The sequence below is a fragment of the Methylobacterium sp. C1 genome, from assembly GCF_001854385.1.
In the GTDB taxonomy this organism is placed as follows: domain Bacteria; phylum Pseudomonadota; class Alphaproteobacteria; order Rhizobiales; family Beijerinckiaceae; genus Methylobacterium; species Methylobacterium radiotolerans.
The window spans coordinates 2,829,747-2,848,098 of record NZ_CP017640.1 but is presented as its reverse complement, the minus strand read 5'-3'; the positions used below and the strand labels follow the sequence as shown (position 1 = coordinate 2,848,098).

16 protein-coding genes and 1 other RNA gene are annotated in these 18,352 nt (G+C 72.6%); 12 read left to right on the top strand and 5 right to left on the bottom strand.

From position 1 onward, the window contains the following. Positions 1-63 precede the first annotated feature (63 nt). Genes rfbB through rfbA form a run of 3 tightly spaced genes read left to right on the top strand, consistent with a single transcriptional unit; the run spans position 64 to position 2,914 of the window. Positions 64-1,113 carry a dTDP-glucose 4,6-dehydratase gene (gene rfbB / locus BKE41_RS13180; protein WP_012319347.1) on the top strand — a complete coding sequence of 350 codons (1,050 nt, stop codon included), beginning with the start codon at positions 64-66 and terminating at the stop codon, positions 1,111-1,113. Beyond that, a complete protein-coding gene (gene rfbD / locus BKE41_RS13175; protein ID WP_070999543.1) occupies positions 1,113-2,018 on the top strand; it encodes a dTDP-4-dehydrorhamnose reductase in 906 nt (301 codons plus the stop codon). Before rfbB ends, rfbD begins: the two co-directional genes overlap by 1 nt. Next, entirely contained in the window at positions 2,015-2,914 is a 900-nt protein-coding gene (rfbA, locus tag BKE41_RS13170; RefSeq protein ID WP_056534087.1) for a glucose-1-phosphate thymidylyltransferase RfbA, read from the top strand. Before rfbD ends, rfbA begins: the two co-directional genes overlap by 4 nt. A gap of 30 nt (positions 2,915-2,944) precedes the next feature. Here rfbA and BKE41_RS13165 read toward each other — a convergent pair whose 3' ends face one another. Then, entirely contained in the window at positions 2,945-3,208 is a 264-nt protein-coding gene (locus tag BKE41_RS13165; RefSeq protein ID WP_070999542.1) for a hypothetical protein, read from the bottom strand. Between the two features lie 169 nt (positions 3,209-3,377). On the opposite strand from BKE41_RS13165, the gene BKE41_RS13160 reads away from it, so the two are divergent. The 4 genes from BKE41_RS13160 to BKE41_RS13145 are packed head-to-tail and all read left to right on the top strand — an operon-like array spanning position 3,378 to position 7,835. Then, positions 3,378-4,475 (top strand): OpgC domain-containing protein, encoded by a 1,098-nt coding sequence (locus tag BKE41_RS13160; protein ID WP_070999541.1) that lies wholly within the window; start codon positions 3,378-3,380, stop codon positions 4,473-4,475. Continuing rightward, entirely contained in the window at positions 4,436-5,302 is an 867-nt protein-coding gene (locus tag BKE41_RS13155; protein ID WP_024830010.1) for a GDSL-type esterase/lipase family protein, read from the top strand. The genes BKE41_RS13160 and BKE41_RS13155 overlap by 40 nt, the downstream gene beginning before the upstream one ends. A gap of 56 nt (positions 5,303-5,358) precedes the next feature. Then, a complete protein-coding gene (locus tag BKE41_RS13150) occupies positions 5,359-6,699 on the top strand; it encodes a lipopolysaccharide biosynthesis protein (protein WP_070999540.1) in 1,341 nt (446 codons plus the stop codon). Next, positions 6,696-7,835, top strand: a complete 1,140-nt coding sequence (locus tag BKE41_RS13145; RefSeq protein WP_029360275.1) for a GNAT family N-acetyltransferase — start codon at positions 6,696-6,698, stop codon at positions 7,833-7,835. Before BKE41_RS13150 ends, BKE41_RS13145 begins: the two co-directional genes overlap by 4 nt. Positions 7,836-7,991: 156 nt before the next feature. Here the strand turns inward: BKE41_RS13145 and BKE41_RS13140 are convergent, their stop codons facing one another. Continuing rightward, positions 7,992-8,276 carry a hypothetical protein gene (locus BKE41_RS13140; protein WP_029360272.1) on the bottom strand — a complete coding sequence of 95 codons (285 nt, stop codon included), beginning with the start codon at positions 8,274-8,276 and terminating at the stop codon, positions 7,992-7,994. Between the two features lie 171 nt (positions 8,277-8,447). On the opposite strand from BKE41_RS13140, the gene BKE41_RS13135 reads away from it, so the two are divergent. Beyond that, entirely contained in the window at positions 8,448-8,702 is a 255-nt protein-coding gene (locus BKE41_RS13135; RefSeq protein WP_012319338.1) for a hypothetical protein, read from the top strand. Between the two features lie 22 nt (positions 8,703-8,724). On the opposite strand, the gene BKE41_RS13130 is transcribed toward BKE41_RS13135, so the two are convergent. From BKE41_RS13130 to BKE41_RS13120, 3 genes are all read right to left on the bottom strand, one after another. Next, positions 8,725-11,106 carry a PAS domain-containing sensor histidine kinase gene (locus BKE41_RS13130; protein ID WP_070999539.1) on the bottom strand — a complete coding sequence of 794 codons (2,382 nt, stop codon included), beginning with the start codon at positions 11,104-11,106 and terminating at the stop codon, positions 8,725-8,727. 187 nt (positions 11,107-11,293) lie between these two features. Next, positions 11,294-13,918, bottom strand: coding sequence for an aminopeptidase N (pepN, locus tag BKE41_RS13125; protein WP_070999538.1), 2,625 nt, complete (start codon positions 13,916-13,918; stop codon positions 11,294-11,296). A gap of 105 nt (positions 13,919-14,023) precedes the next feature. Then, on the bottom strand, positions 14,024-15,106 hold the full coding sequence (locus BKE41_RS13120; RefSeq protein ID WP_244633111.1) for an acyltransferase: 1,083 nt from the start codon (positions 15,104-15,106) through the stop codon (positions 14,024-14,026). Between the two features lie 455 nt (positions 15,107-15,561). Here BKE41_RS13120 and BKE41_RS13115 point away from each other — a divergent pair, with 455 nt between their 5' ends. From BKE41_RS13115 to BKE41_RS13100, 4 genes are all read left to right on the top strand, one after another. Beyond that, on the top strand, positions 15,562-16,002 hold the full coding sequence (locus tag BKE41_RS13115) for a VOC family protein (RefSeq protein ID WP_012319334.1): 441 nt from the start codon (positions 15,562-15,564) through the stop codon (positions 16,000-16,002). 51 nt (positions 16,003-16,053) lie between these two features. After that, an RNA gene (gene rnpB / locus BKE41_RS13110) (RNase P RNA component class A) lies at positions 16,054-16,452 on the top strand. Positions 16,453-16,878: 426 nt separating this feature from the next. Beyond that, positions 16,879-17,940 (top strand): 16S rRNA (cytosine(1402)-N(4))-methyltransferase RsmH, encoded by a 1,062-nt coding sequence (gene rsmH, locus BKE41_RS13105; RefSeq protein ID WP_244633109.1) that lies wholly within the window; start codon positions 16,879-16,881, stop codon positions 17,938-17,940. Then, positions 17,937-18,350, top strand: coding sequence for a hypothetical protein (locus BKE41_RS13100; protein ID WP_012319332.1), 414 nt, complete (start codon positions 17,937-17,939; stop codon positions 18,348-18,350). Before rsmH ends, BKE41_RS13100 begins: the two co-directional genes overlap by 4 nt. Positions 18,351-18,352 lie beyond the last annotated feature (2 nt).

Genomic DNA, 18,352 nt, shown 5'->3' with positions numbered 1-18,352 from the left:
TCGGCCGGTCTTAGGCTGCCCCGGCTTTCTCAGTTCTCGATCGATCCGAAGAGGTAATCCGCCATGCGCATCCTGGTGACCGGAGGCTGCGGCTTCATCGGCTCGGCGCTGGTGCTGCACCTCGTCAACGATCTCGGCCACGACGTCTGCACCCTCGACGCGATGACCTACGCGGCCAACCCGGTCTCGCTGGCGCCGCTCGCCGACAACCCGCGCCATCGCCTGGTCGAGGCCGACATCTGCGACCGCGCCGCCGTGCAGAAGGCTTACGCGGACTTCAAGCCCGAGGCGGTGATGCACCTGGCCGCCGAGAGCCACGTCGACCGCTCGATCACCGACCCGGGCGCCTTCGTGCGCACCAACGTGATCGGCACGCAGACCATGCTGGACGGCGCCCGCGGCCATTACGAGACCCTGCCGGAGGCCGAGAAGAGGACCTTCCGCTTCCTCCACGTCTCCACCGACGAGGTCTACGGCTCGCTGCCGCCCGACGCGTTCTTCACGGAGGAGAGCCGCTACGATCCGCGCTCGCCCTACTCGGCCTCGAAGGCGGCCTCCGACCACCTCGCCCGCGCCTGGCACGAGACCTACGGGCTGCCGGTCCTAGTGACCAACTGCTCGAACAATTACGGGCCGCGCCACTTCCCCGAGAAGCTGATCCCGCTGATGATCCTCAACGCCCTCGAGGGCAAGAAGCTGCCCGTCTACGGCGACGGCCTGAACGAGCGCGACTGGATCCACGTGGAGGACCACGCCAAGGGCCTCGTCGCCGTGCTGGAGCGCGGGCGGATCGGCGAGACCTACCTGCTCGGCGGCCGCGCGGTGCGCAACAACCTCGCGGTGGTCAAGGCGCTGTGCGCGGCCTTCGACCGGCTGCGCCCGCAGGGCGCCCCGCACGAGCAGCTGATCAGCTTCGTGGCCGACCGCCCGGGCCACGACCGGCGCTACGCGATCGACTGCACCAAGGCCGAGACCGAGCTCGGCTGGCGCCCGCAGAAGACCTTCGAGCAGGCGCTTGAGGAGACCGTTGCGTGGTACCTCGGGAACGAGGGCTGGTGGCGCCCGATCCGCGAGGGCCGCTACAAGGGCGAGCGCCTGGGGCTCAACGGCTGATGGACGTCCTCGTCCTCGGCGGCGCCGGGCAGGTCGGCACCGAGCTGCAGGCCCTGGCTTGGCCGGACGGCGTCACCGTCTACGCGCCCGGCCGCGCGGAGCTCGACATCACCGACGCGGACGCCGTCGCGGCGGCGCTCGCGGCCCGCGATTTCCGGGCGGTGATCAACACCGCCGCCTACACGGCCGTCGACAAGGCCGAGTCCGACGTCGTCGCGGCGTGGCGCCTCAACGCCCTCGCGCCGGCGATCCTGGCGGCCGCCACGGCGGCGCGATCCATCCCGCTGGTGCACGTCTCGACCGACTACGTCTTTGCCGGGACCAAGCCCGACGGGGCCTACGCGCCCGACGCTCCGATCGACCCGCAGAGCGTCTACGGCGCCAGCAAGGCCGCCGGCGAGCTGGCGGTGCGCACCGGCAACCCGCGCCACGCCGTCGTCCGGACCGCCTGGGTGGTGAGCCCGCACCGGGGCAACTTCGTCAAGACGATGCTGCGGCTCGCGGCCGAGCGCGACGCCCTGACCGTGGTGAACGACCAGCACGGCTGCCCGACCTCGGCCGCCGACCTCGCCGCCGCCCTCGCGACGATCGCGCAGGCCATGGCGGCGGATCCGGAGGCGCCCGCCGGCACGTTCCACTGCGTGAACCGGGGCGACACCACGTGGTGCGGCTTCGCCGAGGCGATCGTGGCGGGCTCGGCCCGGCGCGGCGGCCGCGCCGTGCCGGTCAAGGGCATCCCGACCTCCGCCTACCCGACACCGGCCCGGCGGCCGGCCAATTCGCGCCTGTCCACCGACAGCCTCACGGCCGCCTACGGCATCGCGCCGCGGCCCTGGCAGGCGGCGCTCGACGACATCCTGGACCGGCTCGTCGGGCCGGTCTCAGAGGGAGTTTCCAAGCCATGAAGGGCATCGTCCTGGCCGGCGGATCCGGCACGCGCCTGCACCCGGCCACGCTGTCGATCAACAAGCAGCTCCTGCCGGTCTACGACAAGCCGATGATCTACTACCCGGTCTCGGTGCTCATGCTCGCCGGCATCCGCGAGATCCTGATCATCTCGTCGCCGGAGCACCTCGACAACTACAAGCGCCTGTTCGGCACCGGCGAGCAGTTCGGCCTCAAGTTCTCCTACGCCCTGCAGCCGCGGCCGGAGGGCCTCGCCCAGGCCTTCGTGATCGGGCGCGACTTCGTGGGCGACGACGACGTGGCGCTGATCCTCGGGGACAACCTGTTCTTCGGCGCCGGCATGGGCGAGCTCCTGGAGCGCGCGTCGAGCCGCAAGCAGGGCGCGACCGTCTTCGCCTACCACGTCGACAACCCGCAGGCCTACGGCGTCGTCAACCTCGACAAGTCGGGGCGGCCGACGAAGATCGTCGAGAAGCCGCAGAACCCGGAATCGACCTGGGCGGTGACCGGCCTGTACTTCTACGACAACCAGGTGCTCGACATCGCCGCCGACGTGAAGCCCTCGGCCCGCGGCGAGCTGGAGATCACCAGCGTCAACGAGGCCTACCTGCAGCGCGGCCAGCTGCACGTGGAGCGCATGTCGCGCGGCTACGCGTGGCTCGACACCGGGACCCACGACAGCCTGCTCGAGGCGAGCGAGTTCGTCCGCACCCTGCAGAACCGGCAGGGCCTTCAGGTGGCCTGCCTGGAGGAGATCGCCTACCTGCAGAAGTTCATCACCCGCGACCAGCTCGTGGCCCGCGGCGAGATGTTCGCCAAGACCGCCTACGGGCAGAACCTGCTGCGCCTCTCCCGCGAGAGCGAGGACGATCTGCGCCTGCGCCGGGGCAAGTAGTCCCGCCGGCGGCGCTCGGTCGCCGCCCCTCTAGCGGGGGGCGCAGCCGATGCAGATGCCGCGCATGAGCCTGTCGTTCTTCGCCTCGCGCGGCGTGCGCACGCGCCGGTCGTCCGGCGTCGCCGCGCCGGCCCCGCGGCTCGGCATCACGCGGCCGACCGACGAGGTGTTCGGCGCCGTCGCGGTCGAGGCGGGGCCGCCGCCGGTGCCGGTCTGGGCCTGCGCCGCCGCGGCGGTGGCCGCCAGGAGCGGAAGGACGAGCGCGAGGCCGAGGGTCGTGAGCGGGCGGATCATCGGTCGGGAACTCCGTGCCGGGCCATAACGCGGGTGTGACCCTCCGGTTCGATCGGGCCGCGCGATCCCCACCTTTGTTCGCCTTTGCAGAACCGATGCGGCGCCGTATCAGGGGCCGCGTTCCCGCCGCCGCCATCCTGAAGCGTCGAAACCCGGAGCCGCCGCGACGATGCGGGACCCCAACGCGATCGACTTCTGGCGCGGCTTCGCCCTGATCACGATCTTCATCAACCACATCCCGGGCAACACCTTCGAGCGCTACACCTTCTCGCAGTACGGCATCTCGGACGCGGCCGAGCTGTTCGTGTTCCTGGCCGGCTGGTCGATCGGGATCGCCACCCGCGGGCGCGACGGCACCCCCGAGCCGCCGGGCCGGAGCGTGGTGCGGCTCCTCGCCCGCACCGTCGAGGTCTACCGGGCGCAGCTCACCGTGATGCTGCTGGCGCTCGCCATCATCGCCGGCGCGGCGCTGCTGCTCGACAACCCGCTGATCCTCGAGTGGCACAACGCCGGCGGTTTCTTCGCGGACCCGATCCAGTCGGTCTGCGGGATGGCGCTGCTGACCTACCAGCTCGGCTACTTCAACATCCTGCCGCTCTACGTGCTGCTGATCGGCATCGCGCCGGTCTTCGTTCTGGTCGGCCGCTTCAGCCTCCTCGCGGCCCTGGGGCTGTCGGTCAGCCTCTATCTCGCGAGCCTCGTCTTCGGGTGGAACGTGCCGTCCTGGCCGGGCGAGGGCGACTGGTTCTTCGACCCGCTGTGCTGGCAGCTCCTGCTGGTGCTGGGCTTCGTCCTGCAGGGCTGGAACCTGCGCTCCGACGCCCTGCGCCGCTGGTCGCGGCGCCTGTTCCCGGCGGGCGTCGTCATCGTCCTCCTCGGGATCGTGCTCGCGGTGACGGAGATCCGCCCGGATCCGATGCTCGTTCCGGAGCCGCGGCTGCTCTTCACGTTCGAGAAGACCTACCTGACCCCGGCGCGACTGCTTCATTTTCTGGGGGTATTGTTAGCGTTTGCACCGCTTTACGCAGGGCTGGCCCCCCGAATCGGCCGCGTCGTCGGCTATCTGACTCAGATGGGCCGGAATTCACTGGCTGTCTTCTCGATGGGCTCGATCCTGAGCCTGATCGGGCAGCTCGTGCGTTTCCAGACGGGCGGCGGCGCGCTGATCGATATGCTGGTCGCCGGCTCGGGCCTGGTCGGGCTGGGGTTTACGGCATGGTTCGTCGAATGGCGCAGCCGCAGCAGATCGGCGCGACCCCGCGCATGACGCGGACCCGGCTCGCCGCGGCGCTGGCCGCTGTGCTGCTGTCGGGCACCGCCGGCGGAGCGGCCGAGCAGGCGGCCGTCCCGGCGGCGGACGATCCGGCCCTGTCGCAGGAATGCCGGGTCCCCGGCGCGCAGCTCTACACCGTCGCCCAGCTCGGCGCCGTCAAGGCGGCGCTGGCGGAGAACCGTCCCCTCAGGATCCTGGCGATCGGCGGCAGCGCGGCCCCCGGGGCCTCGGCCTCCTACCCGGCCAAGCTCGAGGCCGCCCTGGAGCACGCCCTGCCGAGGGTCGACGTGGTGATCGACCACCGCGGCCTGCCGGGCGAGATCGCCTCCGGGGCCGCCGAGCGCCTGCGCACCATGGTGGCCGAGGCCGAGCCCGACCTCGTCGTGTGGCAGGTCGGCACCCACGACGCCATCGCCCGCGTCGACGTCGACGCCTTCGCGAGCGCGCTCACCGAGGCCGTGGGCTGGATGCGGTCCCACGGGATCGACGTGGTGCTGGTCGACCCGATCTACACGGCCAGCATGGCGGCCGACGTCGACTACAACCGGATCGTCGAGGCGGTGCGGAGCGTCGCGACCCAGCAGGGCGTTCCGCTGGTCCGCCGCTACGAGGCGCTGCAGTACCTGTCGCGCCGCAGCGACAAGGGCGAGGGCCACATGCTCGGCCGCCAGTTCCGGCTCAACGACCTCGGCCTGCGCTGCATGGCCGAGCACGTGGCCCTGACGATCGCCACCTCGCTGACGCGGACGGAGGCGCCCAAGGAGCCGAAGGCGGCCCCGGCCCAGCCGCCCTTAACCGAGCCGCAACGCGCCCCGGGCTAGACCGGACGGCCAGAGATCGGCTTCCCGCCGAGTTCAGGACCGGCGCGGAGCGCGTAGTGTCAGCCACGGCCCTCCCTGTCCTCGCGTTCCGGCACCTCCGGGCGCTGCGCGGCGGTCCGCAGCGGGCTGCCCTGACGGTCTTCGCGATCCGCGTCGGCTCGGCCGGTTTCGCCTACGGCGCCCAGGTGCTCGCGGCGCGGCTGATGGGCTGGGACGCCTACGGGATCTTCGCGTCGGTCTGGGTCTGGACCGCGATGCTCGGCCACACCCTGACCCTCGGCCTGTCGCAGGGCGCCTGCCGGTTCGTGCCGGGCGACCAGGCGCAGGGCGACCTCGACCTCGCGCGGGGCTACATCCGGGCCGGCGCCCTGGTGACCGGCGGCGCCGCGCTCGCCGTCGCCTGCCTCGGCGCGGCGCTGCTCGCGCTCGAGCCCGACCTGTTCGCCCCAGCCTACCGGGCACCGATCGTGGTCGCACTCTGCGTGATGCCGCTGTTCGCGCTCCAGGATTACCTCGAGGGCGTGGCGCGCAGCCAGAACTGGGTCGGGCTCGCCATCGCGCCGCCCTACCTCCTGCGCCAGACCCTGATGATGGCCTGCATGGTCGCGGCGATCCTGCTCGGCGCGCCGCCCCGGGCCGAGGTCGCGATGGCCTGCATGCTGATCGCCGCCGCCGTGGCGACCGCCCTGCAGGCCGGCCTGCTCGCCGCCCGGCTCCGGCGGGACCTGCCGCCCGGGCCGCACCGCTACCGGTGGCGCACGTGGCTCGGCACGGGCCTGCCGATCGCCGCGATCGACCTCGCCAATGCCGGCTTCACCTTCGTCGACGTGGTCGTGCTCGGCGCCCTGGTGAGTCCGGCGGAGGTCGGGGTCTACTTCGCGGCGACGCGCATCCAGCAGTTCGTCGTGTTCGTCCACTACGCGGTCAGCGCGGCGACGCTCCAGCGCTACAGCGCCGCCCAGGCGCGGGCCAACCGCTTCCTCCTCGCCGAACTGGTCCGGCGCCAGGGCCGCCTGACGGCGGCCGCGACGCTCGTGGTCGGCGGCGCGATCCTGGCCGTCAGCCCCCTGCTGCTGGCCATGTTCGGACCGGGGCTCGGCGACAGCGTCCCGATCCTGTGCATCCTGATCGCCGGCAGCGTCGGGGCGAGCCTGTTCGGTCCGGGCGAGGATCTCCTGACCATGCTGGGCGGAGAGCGGCTCTGCGCCGGCCTCACGGCGGGGAGCCTCCTCACCGCCGCCGGCCTGTGCCTCGCCCTGGTCCCGGCCCTCGGGACCCTCGGCGCGGCCGTGGCGGTGGCGGTGGCGAGCGTGGGCCGGGCCGGCCTCCTGGCGCGGGCCGCGGGGCGGATCCACGGGCTGCCGACGCCGGTCTGGGCCGCCGGGACCGTCCGATGATCCCGGCGAGCCCCCCCCGCGCGCCGTCCGGAGGCGCGATCACCCTCGGCGACGCGCCGGAGCCGGAGGCCTGGGACGCGCTGGTCGCGGCGAGCGCCGCGCCGCACCCGCATTTCTCGCGGCACGTCATCGAGGCCCATCGGGCCGCCGGGCTGCTGCCGGCGGCCCTCCGCTACGTCACGGTCCGCGAGGGCGGCCGGCTGGTCGCGCTGCTGCCGTACCGGACGGCCCGGGACCTGTCGGGACTCGGTGGCCGGATCCTGCGGCCCTTCCTCTCGCCCTACGTGACCGCCACGGCGCCCCTGATCGCCGACGGCCCGGACCGGGCCGCCCACGCGCTTGCCCTGGTGGCCGGCCTCGAAGCCGCCGCCGGCGGATCCGCCTGGCGCTGGCCGCTGCTGCCGACCGGGGAGGGCGCCGTGCCGGAGATGCTGGCGGCGATGCGCGCGCGCGGCTGGGCCATCGGCACGGTGGCGGGCTTCGACCGCCCGGTCATGGACCGGCGCGCCGATCACGCGGCGTTCCTCGCCGATCACCCCGATCGGGCGCGGTTCAAGGATCTGCGCCGCCGGGCGCGCCGCCTGGCGGAGGCCGGAACCGTCGCCCACGCGTGCGCCACGGCCGGCGCCGACCTCGCCCGCCTCGTGACTTCCTTCCTCGACCTGGAGCGCGCCGGGTGGAAGGGGCGGGCCGGCACCGCCATGGCCTGCCGGCCCGAGAGCGCCGCGCTGGCCCGGGCGCTGTTCACAGCGGCTCCGGGTCCGGTCGGCGTCCGGGCCGACGCGCTGACCCTCGACGGCCGGCCGGTCGCCGTCAGCCTCGCCCTGGTCCACGGCGGCACCGCGACCCTGCTGAAGACCGCCTACGACGAGGACCTGCGCAGCCACGCCCCGGGCCTGCTGCTGGAAGCCGAGATCGTGCGCGCCTGCCACGAGACCGCCTTCGCCGACCGGCTCGACTCGGCGACGTCGGAGGGATCGGCCCTGGAAGGTCTCTACCGCGACCGGGTTCCGGTCGCCGAGATCATCGCCGTCCCGCCCGGTCGGCAGGTGATCGCGCTGGAGCGGCGCCTCCGGCTCGCACGGTTCGAGCGGGACGCGCGGGCGGCCGCGAGGCGGGCCCTGCGGCGGCGCTAGCGCCGTTCCCGACCGCATCGCGACGGTTTGGAAGGACGCGATTCCGGTCGCGGCAGACGCGCCGCGCGCCATCTCTCCCGTGCGGGAGACGGGACCCGCGCCCCGCTCGGCACCGGACCGACCATCGCCCCCGCCGCGATCCGAGCGGAAGCGGCACTAGCGGCCCCGGTACGGACCGTCGCCCTGCACCTGGTCGTAGACGCCTTGGCCAGTCCGGGCACGGTAGGCGCGACCCGCGATCGCGCCTGGGGTCGGCGGCGTGCCGGGCTGGGCGAAGCTCGTCTCCGGCCGGTAGGCCGGCCCCCAGCCGATCTCCTCGTCGCCGGCGGGATCCTTGCCCGGGAAGCCGGTGACGTAGCCCGTGCTCTGCGCGAGGGCGGGTCCGGCGGCGAGCCCGAGCAGGAGCGCCAGGGCGCAGCGGTACGTTGTTCTGGATCGCATCGGCCGTATTCTCCACCTCCGGTCCGCCGAGCGGACCACCTGCGGAGCAAACCCGGGTCCGGACCGGAGGGTTTTCCGGCGTGTACTCATGCCGCGGGAGAGACGGTGAGGGGGCTGCTAGGGATACCGGCAGCCGGCGCGGGGCGCGCGATGATCGCGGAGGCGGGCATCATGGACGATTGGAAGGCGGGGCTCCGGGCGGAGATGCGGGCCATCGACATCGCCACGGGCGACGCAGCCTCGGCGCAGCTGCCGGACCTGCTGCGACGCCTCAGCCGCCATCAGGCCGGCCTCGGCGGCAACCCGATCCTGTCGCTCTACCGGCGCTGGCGCATCCGGCGCCTCGCGCGCGCTGTCGCCGATGCGCGCTGGCACGCGGAACAGGGGCGTCTCGCACGCCGCGGCGGGCTCGATCCGCGACCCTGAGCGGCTCTGCTCAGGGTTCCGCTCAGGCGACGGCGGTGCGGCCCGCCGCGGTCCGGCCCGCCCGCGGCGCCTCGCGCGTCGGCGACGCGGAACCGGCCGTCGCAGGATTGGCTGACGCGGCCGGAACGTGGGCGTCCGGACGCTCGGCCGGCGTGGCCGGCAGCCGCACGAGCACGATGGTGCCCACCGTCTCCTCGGAGCGGATTCGGAGCGAGCCGCCGTGCAGCTCGACCATCGAGCGGGTGATGGCGAGGCCGAGGCCCGAACCCTTGTGGCAGCGGGTCATCTGTCGCTCGACCTGCGTGAAGGGCCGGCCAAGGCGGGCGAGGTCGGTGCGCGGGATGCCGATGCCGTTGTCCTCGATGTAGAGGTGTGTGCAGGCGCCGGCGCGGCGGCCGCGGACCGCGACGCGGCCGCCGGCCGGCGTGAACTTCACGGCGTTCTGCACGAGATTGGCGAGGATCTGCCCGATCGCCTGCGGGTCGGCCAGCAGCTCGAGCCCCGGCACGACGTCGACGCTGACGGTGATCGCCTTCTCGCGGGCGGCCGCCTCGACGGGCGCGAGGGCCGCGCTGACGGCGGTCTCGGCGGAGATCGCCCGCGGGCTCAGGCGCACGCGCCGGGCCTCGAGCCGGGCCATGTCGAGGATGTCGTCGATCATGGACAGCAGGTGCGAACCGCTCTCGCGGATGTCGCGGCAGTACTCGGTGTAGCGCGGGGTGCCGAGCGGGCCGAGCACGGCGTTCTCCATCACGTCGGCGAAGCCGATGATGGCGTTGAGCGGCGTGCGTAGCTCGTGGCTCATATTGGCCAGGAACTCGGCCTTGGCCTGGTTGGCCGCCTCGGCGGCCGCCTTCTGGTCGAGGTAGCGCTCGGCGAGGTCCGCGAGCTGCTGGGTCTGGAGCTCGAGGGTGCGGCGGGACCGTTTGAGGTCCTTCACGGTCTCGATGAGCTCGCGCTCGGAGGCGAGGAGCTGTTCCTGATTCCGCTTCAGGCTGGTGATGTCGGTCCCGACCGAGACGTAACCCCCGTCCTTGGTGCGCCGCTCGCTGATCTGCAGCCAGCGGCCGTCGCTGAGCTCGGCCTCGAAGGTGCGGGCCGCCATGCCGGTCAGCGCCATCCCGGCCTCGGGCGATTCCCGCCGGACCTGGGGCAGCACGCCGCGGCCCATGACGTCGGTGTAGCTCCGGCCGGCCTGCGCATCCTCGGGGCTCAGCGCGTGGAGGTGGCGGAACTTCGAATTGCACAGGACCAGGCGGTTGCCGGTATCCCAGAGCACGAAGGCCTCCGAGATCGCCTCGACGGCGTCGCGCAGACGCATGTCGGCCGCGGCGTTGGTCTCCTCCAGGGCCCGCTGCTCGCTGATGTCGTTGGCGATGCCGACGAGGTGGCGGCCGCCGTCGGCGGCGTCGGCCACGACCTCGGCGCGGGCGCGCAACCAGACATAGGCCCCGTCGGCGCCGCGCATGCGGAAGGCGTGGTCGACATGCGTCTGGTTGGCCGCGAGCCCCCGGGCGAGGCTGTACAGGTCGCCGTCGTCGGGATGGACGAGGCCGTTGACGTCCCCGAACGAGAGGTACTCGTGCTGCCGCCTGTAGCCGAGAAGGGTGTACATCGAATCCGACCAGTAGATCCGGCCGCGCGCGATGTCCCAGTCCCACAGTCCGCAGGCGCCCCGGCGCAGGGCGGTCTCCAGGCGACCGCGGATCTGCTCGCGGGCGCGGTCGGCGCGGGCGGCTTGGCGGGTCTGGAGGCCGTAGGCGAGCCCGACGCCGACGATGACGATCGCGGCGGCGGCGATCAGGACGATCTGGTCGCGGGTGCGCGCGCTCCAGCCGCGCAGCAGCGGCTCGACGGGCTGGAGCACCGCCACCTGTCCCGCGCCGCCGGGCAGGCTGTGCATGGCGGCGAGCACGCTCTCGCCGCCGGGAAGTTCGAGGGCCATGGCGCCGGCGCGCTCGCCGAGGCCGGAGAGCGGCTCGCTGTCGCCGAGCACCGCCGCGAGGGTCGTCCGGTCGGCGGGCAGCGGCGGATGAGCGGCGACGATCCGGGTATCGGGGCGGACCACCAGCAGGCGGCGGCCGGGATGCCGCTCGCTCTCGGGCATCAGGGCGCGCAGGTCCTCGGCCACGGTGCCGGCCGGACCCACCGCCCGGGCGGCCAGCCGGGCGAAGCCCTCGACCTCGGCCTTCGCGCCCGCCAGGATCTCGGCCCGCTGGCCCTGGATGTGGAGCGCGGCCAGCCCGACGAGACAGGCCAGGAACACCGCGAGCGTTCCCGGCACGGCGTAGCGCAGCCAGCGCTCGGCTTGGCCGAGACGCGGGTCCGGGCTCCGCATGGGCCAGGAGATCGTGAGACTCGAATCCGCACGCGCGGAGAAGGAAGCGGAAGCCGCCTCCGGCATGGCCGAACCTCGCCCGTGGGAACTGTGATCCGGTGCGGGCACCCGGCCCCCGAAGGCCCCCCGAATCTGACTGAATACAATCACTTCGGGGGGCAGTTTGTCCACGGATTTTTTACCATAAGGGCTTGACGAAAGCCGGGTGTTGCCCGGCCGCCCGAGAATCGATTTCTACCGCAGGTTCAGACGCTTAGCCGTCTCCGAGGGTGCGCGCGAGGATGTCGGCCGTGTCCCGGGAAAGCCCCGGGATCGCCTTGATCCCATTCAGCATTTCGACCGCTCTGGCGCCGCGTGATTTTTCCAGCCGGCGCCAGGATCCGAAGGCCGTGAGGAGCCTCGCGGCAACCTGTGGGTTGGTCGAATCGAGCGCCGCGACCGTGTCGGTCACGCGGGCGAACCCCGCCCCGTCGCGCCGGGCGAACTGGGTCGGATTGCCGAACGCGAAGCTCCCGATCAGCGCCCGCACGCGGTTCGGGTTGGTCATGGTGAAGGCCGGGTGTTCCTGCAGCCGCGCGATCCGGTCGAGGGTGCCGGGCTCCGGGATCTGGGCCTGGATGGCGAACCACTTGTCGAGGACGAGGGGCTCGTCGGCGTAGCGGGCCGCGAACGCCGCGAAGGCGGCCTCGCGGGTCTCCCCCGGGATCAGCGCCAGCGTGCCGAGGGCGGCGAGCCGGTCGGTCATGTTGGTGGCCTCGGCCAGGCGCTCGGCGGCGCGGGCGGCGCCCGCCCGGGGATCGCCGGCGGCGATCAGGTCGAGGGCCGCGTTGCGGAGCGACCGGCGTCCCGCCGAGGCGGCGTCGGGGCTGTAGGGCGCGCCGGCCTCCGGCGCGAGCGCCGCGTCGATCGATTCGAGTCGCGGCCGCAGGGCCTGGCCGAGACGCGCCCGCAGGTCGAACCGCGCGCGGTGGATCGCGTCGGGATCGACGTCGGCCGGGACCGCGTCGGCGGCCTCGCCCTCGCTCGGCAGCGCCAGGACCAGGGCGGCGAAGGCCGGGTCGGCCAGGGCCTCGGCGTCGAGGAACCGGCCGAGGGCCGCGGCGAAAGCCTCGATCCGGTCGGCGTCGGGCTCGAGGATCAGCCGCAATGCCACGTCCTGCGCGGCCTGCCAGCGGTTGAACGGATCGCTGTCCTGCGCGAGGAGCCGCATCCGCTCCGCGTCGGTCAGGGTGAGGTCGAGCCGCACCGGCGCCGAGAAGTCGCGCAGGAGCGAGGGGACCGGCTCCTCGGCGACCGCGTCGAACACGATCTCGGCCTCCGGGCGGTCGAGAACGTAGACGCCGTCCCGGACGTCCGGGCAGGTCGCGCCGTCCAGCGGCCCGGACGCCCCGACGAGACCGAGGGCCACGGGGATCACCAGGGGCGGCCCGTCGGGCTCCGCGCTCCCGCCGGGCAGGCTCTGGGCGAACCGGAGCGTGTAGCGCGCGGCGGCCGGATCGTACGCGGTCGTGACGGCGAGGCGGGGCGTGCCGGGACGCTCGTACCAGCGGGCGAAGGCGTCGAGACCGCGCCCGGTCACCGCCGCGAAGGCGGCGAGGAAGTCCTCCACGGTGGCGGCGCGCCCGTCATTGTCGGCGTAGTACCGGTCCATGCCGGCCCGGAAGGCCTCGGGACCGATCAGCGTCCGCAGCATCCGGACGATCTCGGCACCCTTGTCGTAGACGGTCGCCGTGTAGAAGTTGTTGATCTCGGCATAGGCCCGCGGCCGCACCGGGTGCCGCAGCGGCCCGGCATCCTCGGGGAACTGGCGCGCCCGCAGGGAGCGCACCTCGGCGATGCGGTGCACCGGCCGGGAGCGCATGTCGGAGGAGAATTCCTGGTCGCGGAAGACCGTGAGCCCTTCCTTCAGGCAGAGCTGGAACCAGTCCCGGCACGTGACGCGGTTGCCGGACCAGTTGTGGAAGTACTCGTGGGCGATGATCGCCTCGATGGCGGCGTAGTCGCCGTCTGTCGCGGTCTCGGGACTCGCCAGGACGTATTTGTCGTTGAAGATGTTGAGACCCTTGTTCTCCATGGCGCCCATGTTGAAGTCGGACACCGCGACGACGTTGAACACGTCGAGGTCGTAGGCGCGGCCGAAGGCGGTCTCGTCCCAGGCCATGGAGCGGATGACGGCGTCGAGGGCGTAGCCCGCCCGATCTTCCTTGCCGGGCTCGACGTAGACCGCGCAGGTGACGGGGCGGCCCTCCATCGTGGTGAAGCGCGTCTCGACCTTCCCGAGCCGGCCGCCCACGAGGGCGAACAGGTAGGCGGGCTTCGGGTGGGGATCGTGCCAGATCGCGAAGTGGCGGTCCGGCCCGGCCTCGCCGGTCTCGACGGGATTGCCGTTGCCGAGCAGGACCGGCGCGTCGGCCCGGTCGGCCTCGATGCGCGTGGTGTAGACCGACAACACGTCCGGCCGATCGAGGAAGTATGTGATCCGCCGGAAACCGTCGGCCTCGCACTGGGTGCAGTAGACGCCGTTCGACCGGTAGAGGCCCATCAGCTTCGTGTTGGCGGTCGGGTCCACCTCCGTGACGAGACGCAGCGCGAAGGGCCGCCGCGGCGGATCGCGGAGGATGAGGCCGGACGGCGTCGCCGCGTAGGCGTCGGGCGGCAGCGGCGCGCCGTCGAGTTCGGCCGAGACCAGGCGGAGATCGTCGCCGTCGAGAGTGAGCGGCGCCGCCGGCACACCGGCCGGGTTCGGCCGCAGCGTCAGCGTCGCGTCGATGCGGGTCGCGTGCGGATCGAGACGGATGTCGAGGTCGACGCGATCGATCAGGTAGTCGCTGGGCCGGTATTCCTCGAGGCGGATCAGCGGCGGCGTCTCGGTGCGCATTCGGCTCACTCCGGGTGCGGGACGAGCCCGTTCTGGTCCCTCGGAGTGCGCGGCGCAACGATCGGAGCCGTCGAAGCGGCGCGGGTGGGGCGGTCTTCGGTCGGCTCAGAGCCCCGGGGCGTGGCGGCCCTCCGCGAGGAGAGGGCGATCGAGGCCGATCCTGTCGAGCGCGGCGGACAGGCAGCCCCGGACGAACGGCTCGGCCCAGCGCATGACGGCGAAGCTCGTGAGAAGCATGGCGCAGCAGGCGACCACGAGCGCCGCGTGGGGCGGAACCCCGGCGCCGACGAGGCGATGGATCAGGGCGGCACCGTCGACGTTGTGCAGGAGGTAGAGCGGGTAGGTCATCAGCCCGAGCCGCCGGGCCAGCGCGCAGCCCCGCTCGCCGAGCCGCGCGCGGAGCCACGCGTTGCCGCGCACGCTGGCGACGATCATCAGGACGCAGGCCGCGAAGACGAGGCGCGGGAGGAGCGGAGACTCGCTCCGGCTCATCTGGAACAGGAACGACTCGGCCGCGTCGCCGATCTCGATGAGTGTCCCGACCGCGCAGGCGGCGATCACGCAGAGGCGTCCAGCCGTCGGGCCCTTGACCAGCGACAGCCACAGGAAGACGCCGAGCGCGAAGAAGCAGCCGTGGCGCAGGAGCGTCAGCTCGGCCACGCGGCTCGCCGCGACGGTGCCGAGACTCGGCACAGCCAGGGTCGCGACCCAGAAGAGAGTGCTGGCTCCGCCGACCGCCGCGCAGACCGGGCCGACGCTCCGGAATCGCCCGAGCCGCAGCAGCGCGAAGACGAGCGCGTAGAACGCGATCTCCACGCCGAGGGTCCAGTAGACCCCGTCCAGCCACGGCTCGACCGGAACGAACAGCACGCAGTCGAGATAGGCCCGCAGCACGTGCGGGACGGATCCCATGCGGCCGATGGCGAGCGAGACGAGGGCGGTGAGCGTGGCGCAGATCCAGACCGCGGGCACGAGGCGCAGGAGGCGGCTGCGCAGGAAGGCGCGCGCGGTCGCATGCTCGGCCGAGTAGGCGATCACGAAGCCCGAGATGACGAAGAACAGCTCGACCCCGATCCATCCGAACCACGTCCAGGCGAACAGGCCGGGGTAGGCCGCGGCGGAGTCGAAGGCGCGCCCGGCCGTCGAGAGCGGCGCCTGCCAAGCGTAGGCGCCAAGATGAAACGTCATGACCAGCATTGCGGCGATAAATCGCGCCGCATCGAGACCGATCATCTGTGCATCATGCCTGCCGCGCCGAGAATTCTGGGTTATCATCGCGGGCTCCGACGTTCGAAACCGCTCTCATCATCCCACCGAATAGATCGAATCCGTTGCGGCGGGGCTACATCTTGCTGAGTAAGACGCGCACCATCGTTCGGCTTAAGGATCTCTCCACCGACGGATCCGGAGAGTGCGGCCGGGCCGATCAGAAACAGACGGCCGTCCGGCGGCTGCCTCCGGGGCCTGCCGCCGAAGCGGCAACGTGGGCTCGACAGATCCCGATCCGCGCGAACGCCCGGGCCGTTTTGTCCCGAGTCTGCACCGGGCGGCCTTCTCACCGCGGGAGTGGCCGCTAGCTAGCGGGACGAGTCAGCCGGGGACGGGCCAGCGGTCCGTTTTCGAAGATCACAGGACAGGTCCCGATGGAATTTCTGCACACCATGGTCCGCGTCGCCGACCTCGACCGGGCGCTCGCCTTCTACGTCGACACGTTCGGCCTGAAGGAGGTGCGCCGGGTCGAGAACGAGAAGGGCCGCTTCACCCTCGTGTTCCTCGCCGCGCCCGGTGATGTCGAGCGGGCCGCGGCGACCAAGTCGCCGCTGATCGAGCTCACGTACAACTGGGATCCGGAGACCTACTCGGGCGGGCGCAATTTCGGCCATCTCGCCTATCAGGTCGACGACATCTACGGCTTCTGCGCCAGGCTGCAGGAGAAGGGCGTCACCATCAACCGGCCACCGCGCGACGGCTACATGGCCTTCGTGAAGTCGCCGGACGGCATTTCCATCGAGATCCTCCAGAAGGGCGGCGCCAAGGAGCCGCAGGAGCCGTGGAAGTCGATGGAGAACACCGGCACCTGGTAGCGGGCCCGCACCCTTGACCCGGACGGCCCCGCGGGCGCATCTGCCCGCGGATCAGCCGGCCGGGCAGCCGCTCCGGACGCGCGAGCGTTCGGGGAGGAAAGTCCGGGCTCCATGGAGAGACGGTGCCGGATAACCTCCGGCGGGGGCGACCCCAGGGACAGTGCCACAGAGAGCAGACCGCCCCGGATCCGTCCGGGGTCAGGGTGAAAGGGTGCGGTAAGAGCGCACCGCGGACGCGGCAACGCGGACGGCACGGCAAACCCCACCGGGAGCAAGACCGAATAGGGGCGGCGCGCCCTTCGCGAGAAGGGCAGGCCGGCTCTCCAGGCCAGTCGCCCGGGTTGGTTGCTCGAGGCGGTCGGCAACGATCGTCCCAGAGGAATGGCTGCCACGTCGGCGCGCGCGAGCGCTCCGGCCCTACAGAACCCGGCTTACAGGCCGGCTGATCCACCGCCCGATAAGACCTGCTTCTTCAACGCCTTATCGATCCGGCGCCCGTCCGCGGCCGCCGGGCGCGCGCCGAAAATTCCGGTGCGGCAAAAACCTTCGGTTAACCTTGCCGGGTTCAGATCGGTCCGCGCGGCAGCGCCAAGCTTGTGCGTTGACGATCCTCCGAGGCCCATGATACCCGGCATCCTCCCGTCAACGGCGTGTATCGGATCGCCGGGCGCACCCTGCCATCGCGCAGGTCCCGTCCGTGCGCGGCGTGTTGCGCGCTCAGCATCCGGTGCCGTTCCCGTCACGCGCGCCGCGCTCGCGCGGCCCGGCACAGGGCACCATGAGACGCACGAGCCGCATCCGCGCCCGGATTTCCGGGACGCGCCGACAATCCGCCCGTCCTCGCCCGCCGCGCCGCGCCGCGCCGTCGAGGCGATCATGAGCCGGCGCCGCCCCGTTCCCGAGAGTTCGCCCCGTCACGACGGCGCCGATGCGCCGCCCGAGCCGCACGTGCCCGTCCTCCTCGCGGAGGTCGTCGAGGCACTCGGCACCGAGGGCGGGACCGCGGTCGACGGCACGTTCGGTGCCGGCGGCTACACCCGCGCGCTGCTCGCGGCCGATCCGGCCCTGCAGGTCGTCGCGATCGATCGCGACCCCACGGCGATCGCGGGCGGGCAGGCGCTCGTCGCCGAGTCCGGCGGGCGCCTGCGCCTCCTGCCCGGCCGCTTCGGCGACCTCGACGGCCTCCTCGCGGAGGCCGGTATCGCGCAGGTCGACCGGGTCGTCCTCGATATCGGTGTCTCGTCGATGCAGCTCGACGCGCCGGAGCGGGGCTTCTCGTTCCGCAGCGACGGCCCCCTCGACATGCGCATGGCCTGCGACGGGCCGAGCGCCGCCGACCTCGTGAACGAGGCCGACGAGACCGTTCTGGCCGACATCATCTACCATTTCGGCGAGGAGCGGCGCTCGCGGGCGGTCGCGCGGACGATCCTCGAGGCGCGCCGCCGGGGGCGGATCGAGACCACCGCGCAGCTGGCCGAGCTCGTCGCCGGCGTGGTGCGGACCGAGCCCGGCAGCCACATTCACCCGGCGACGCGGACCTTCCAGGGCCTGCGGATCGCCGTCAACGACGAGCTCGGCGAGCTGGTCCGTGCCCTTCACGCGGCCGAGCGCGTGCTCAGGCCCGGCGGCCGGCTCGCCGTCGTGACGTTCCACTCGCTCGAGGACCGGATCGTCAAGCAGTTCTTCGCGGCGCGCAGCGGTCGCTCAGCGCAGGGCTCGCGCCATCTGCCCGGCGGCCCCGTCGAGACCGTCCGCAGCTTCCGCCCCGTCACCAAGGGTCCGGTCCTGCCGGGCGAGGCCGAGACTGCCCGGAACCCGCGCGCCCGCTCGGCCAAGCTCCGGGCCGCGGAGCGCACCGAATCCGACGTTCCCGAACCGCTGGCCGCGCTGACCGCGCTGGCGAGCCTGCCCGACGCGGCCCGAGGCCATCGCCGATGATCCGCCTCCTGAACCTGCTGGCGGTGGCCGGCCTCGTCGCCTCGGCGATCTACGCCTACTCGATCAAGTACGACACGCTCTACCAGGGCGGCCAGGTCTCGAAGCTGCAGACGGCCCTGCACAAGGAGCGGCAGGCGATCGCCGTGCTGCGCGCCGAGTGGCAGCTCCTGACGCGGCCGGATCGCCTCCAGGCGGCCGTCGACAAGCACCTCGCCCTGGAGCCGATCGGCACCAGCCACTTGGCGCGCCTCTCGGACCTGCCCGCACGGCCGGAGCGCGGGGACGAGATCGGCCGCCTGCTCGCCGCCACGGCGACGCCCAAGGACAAGGGTGCGATCGAGCCGCGCACGACCGGTTCGATCACCCGCACCGTCACCACGACCCGCACCCCGACGACGGCTTCGAGGTAAAT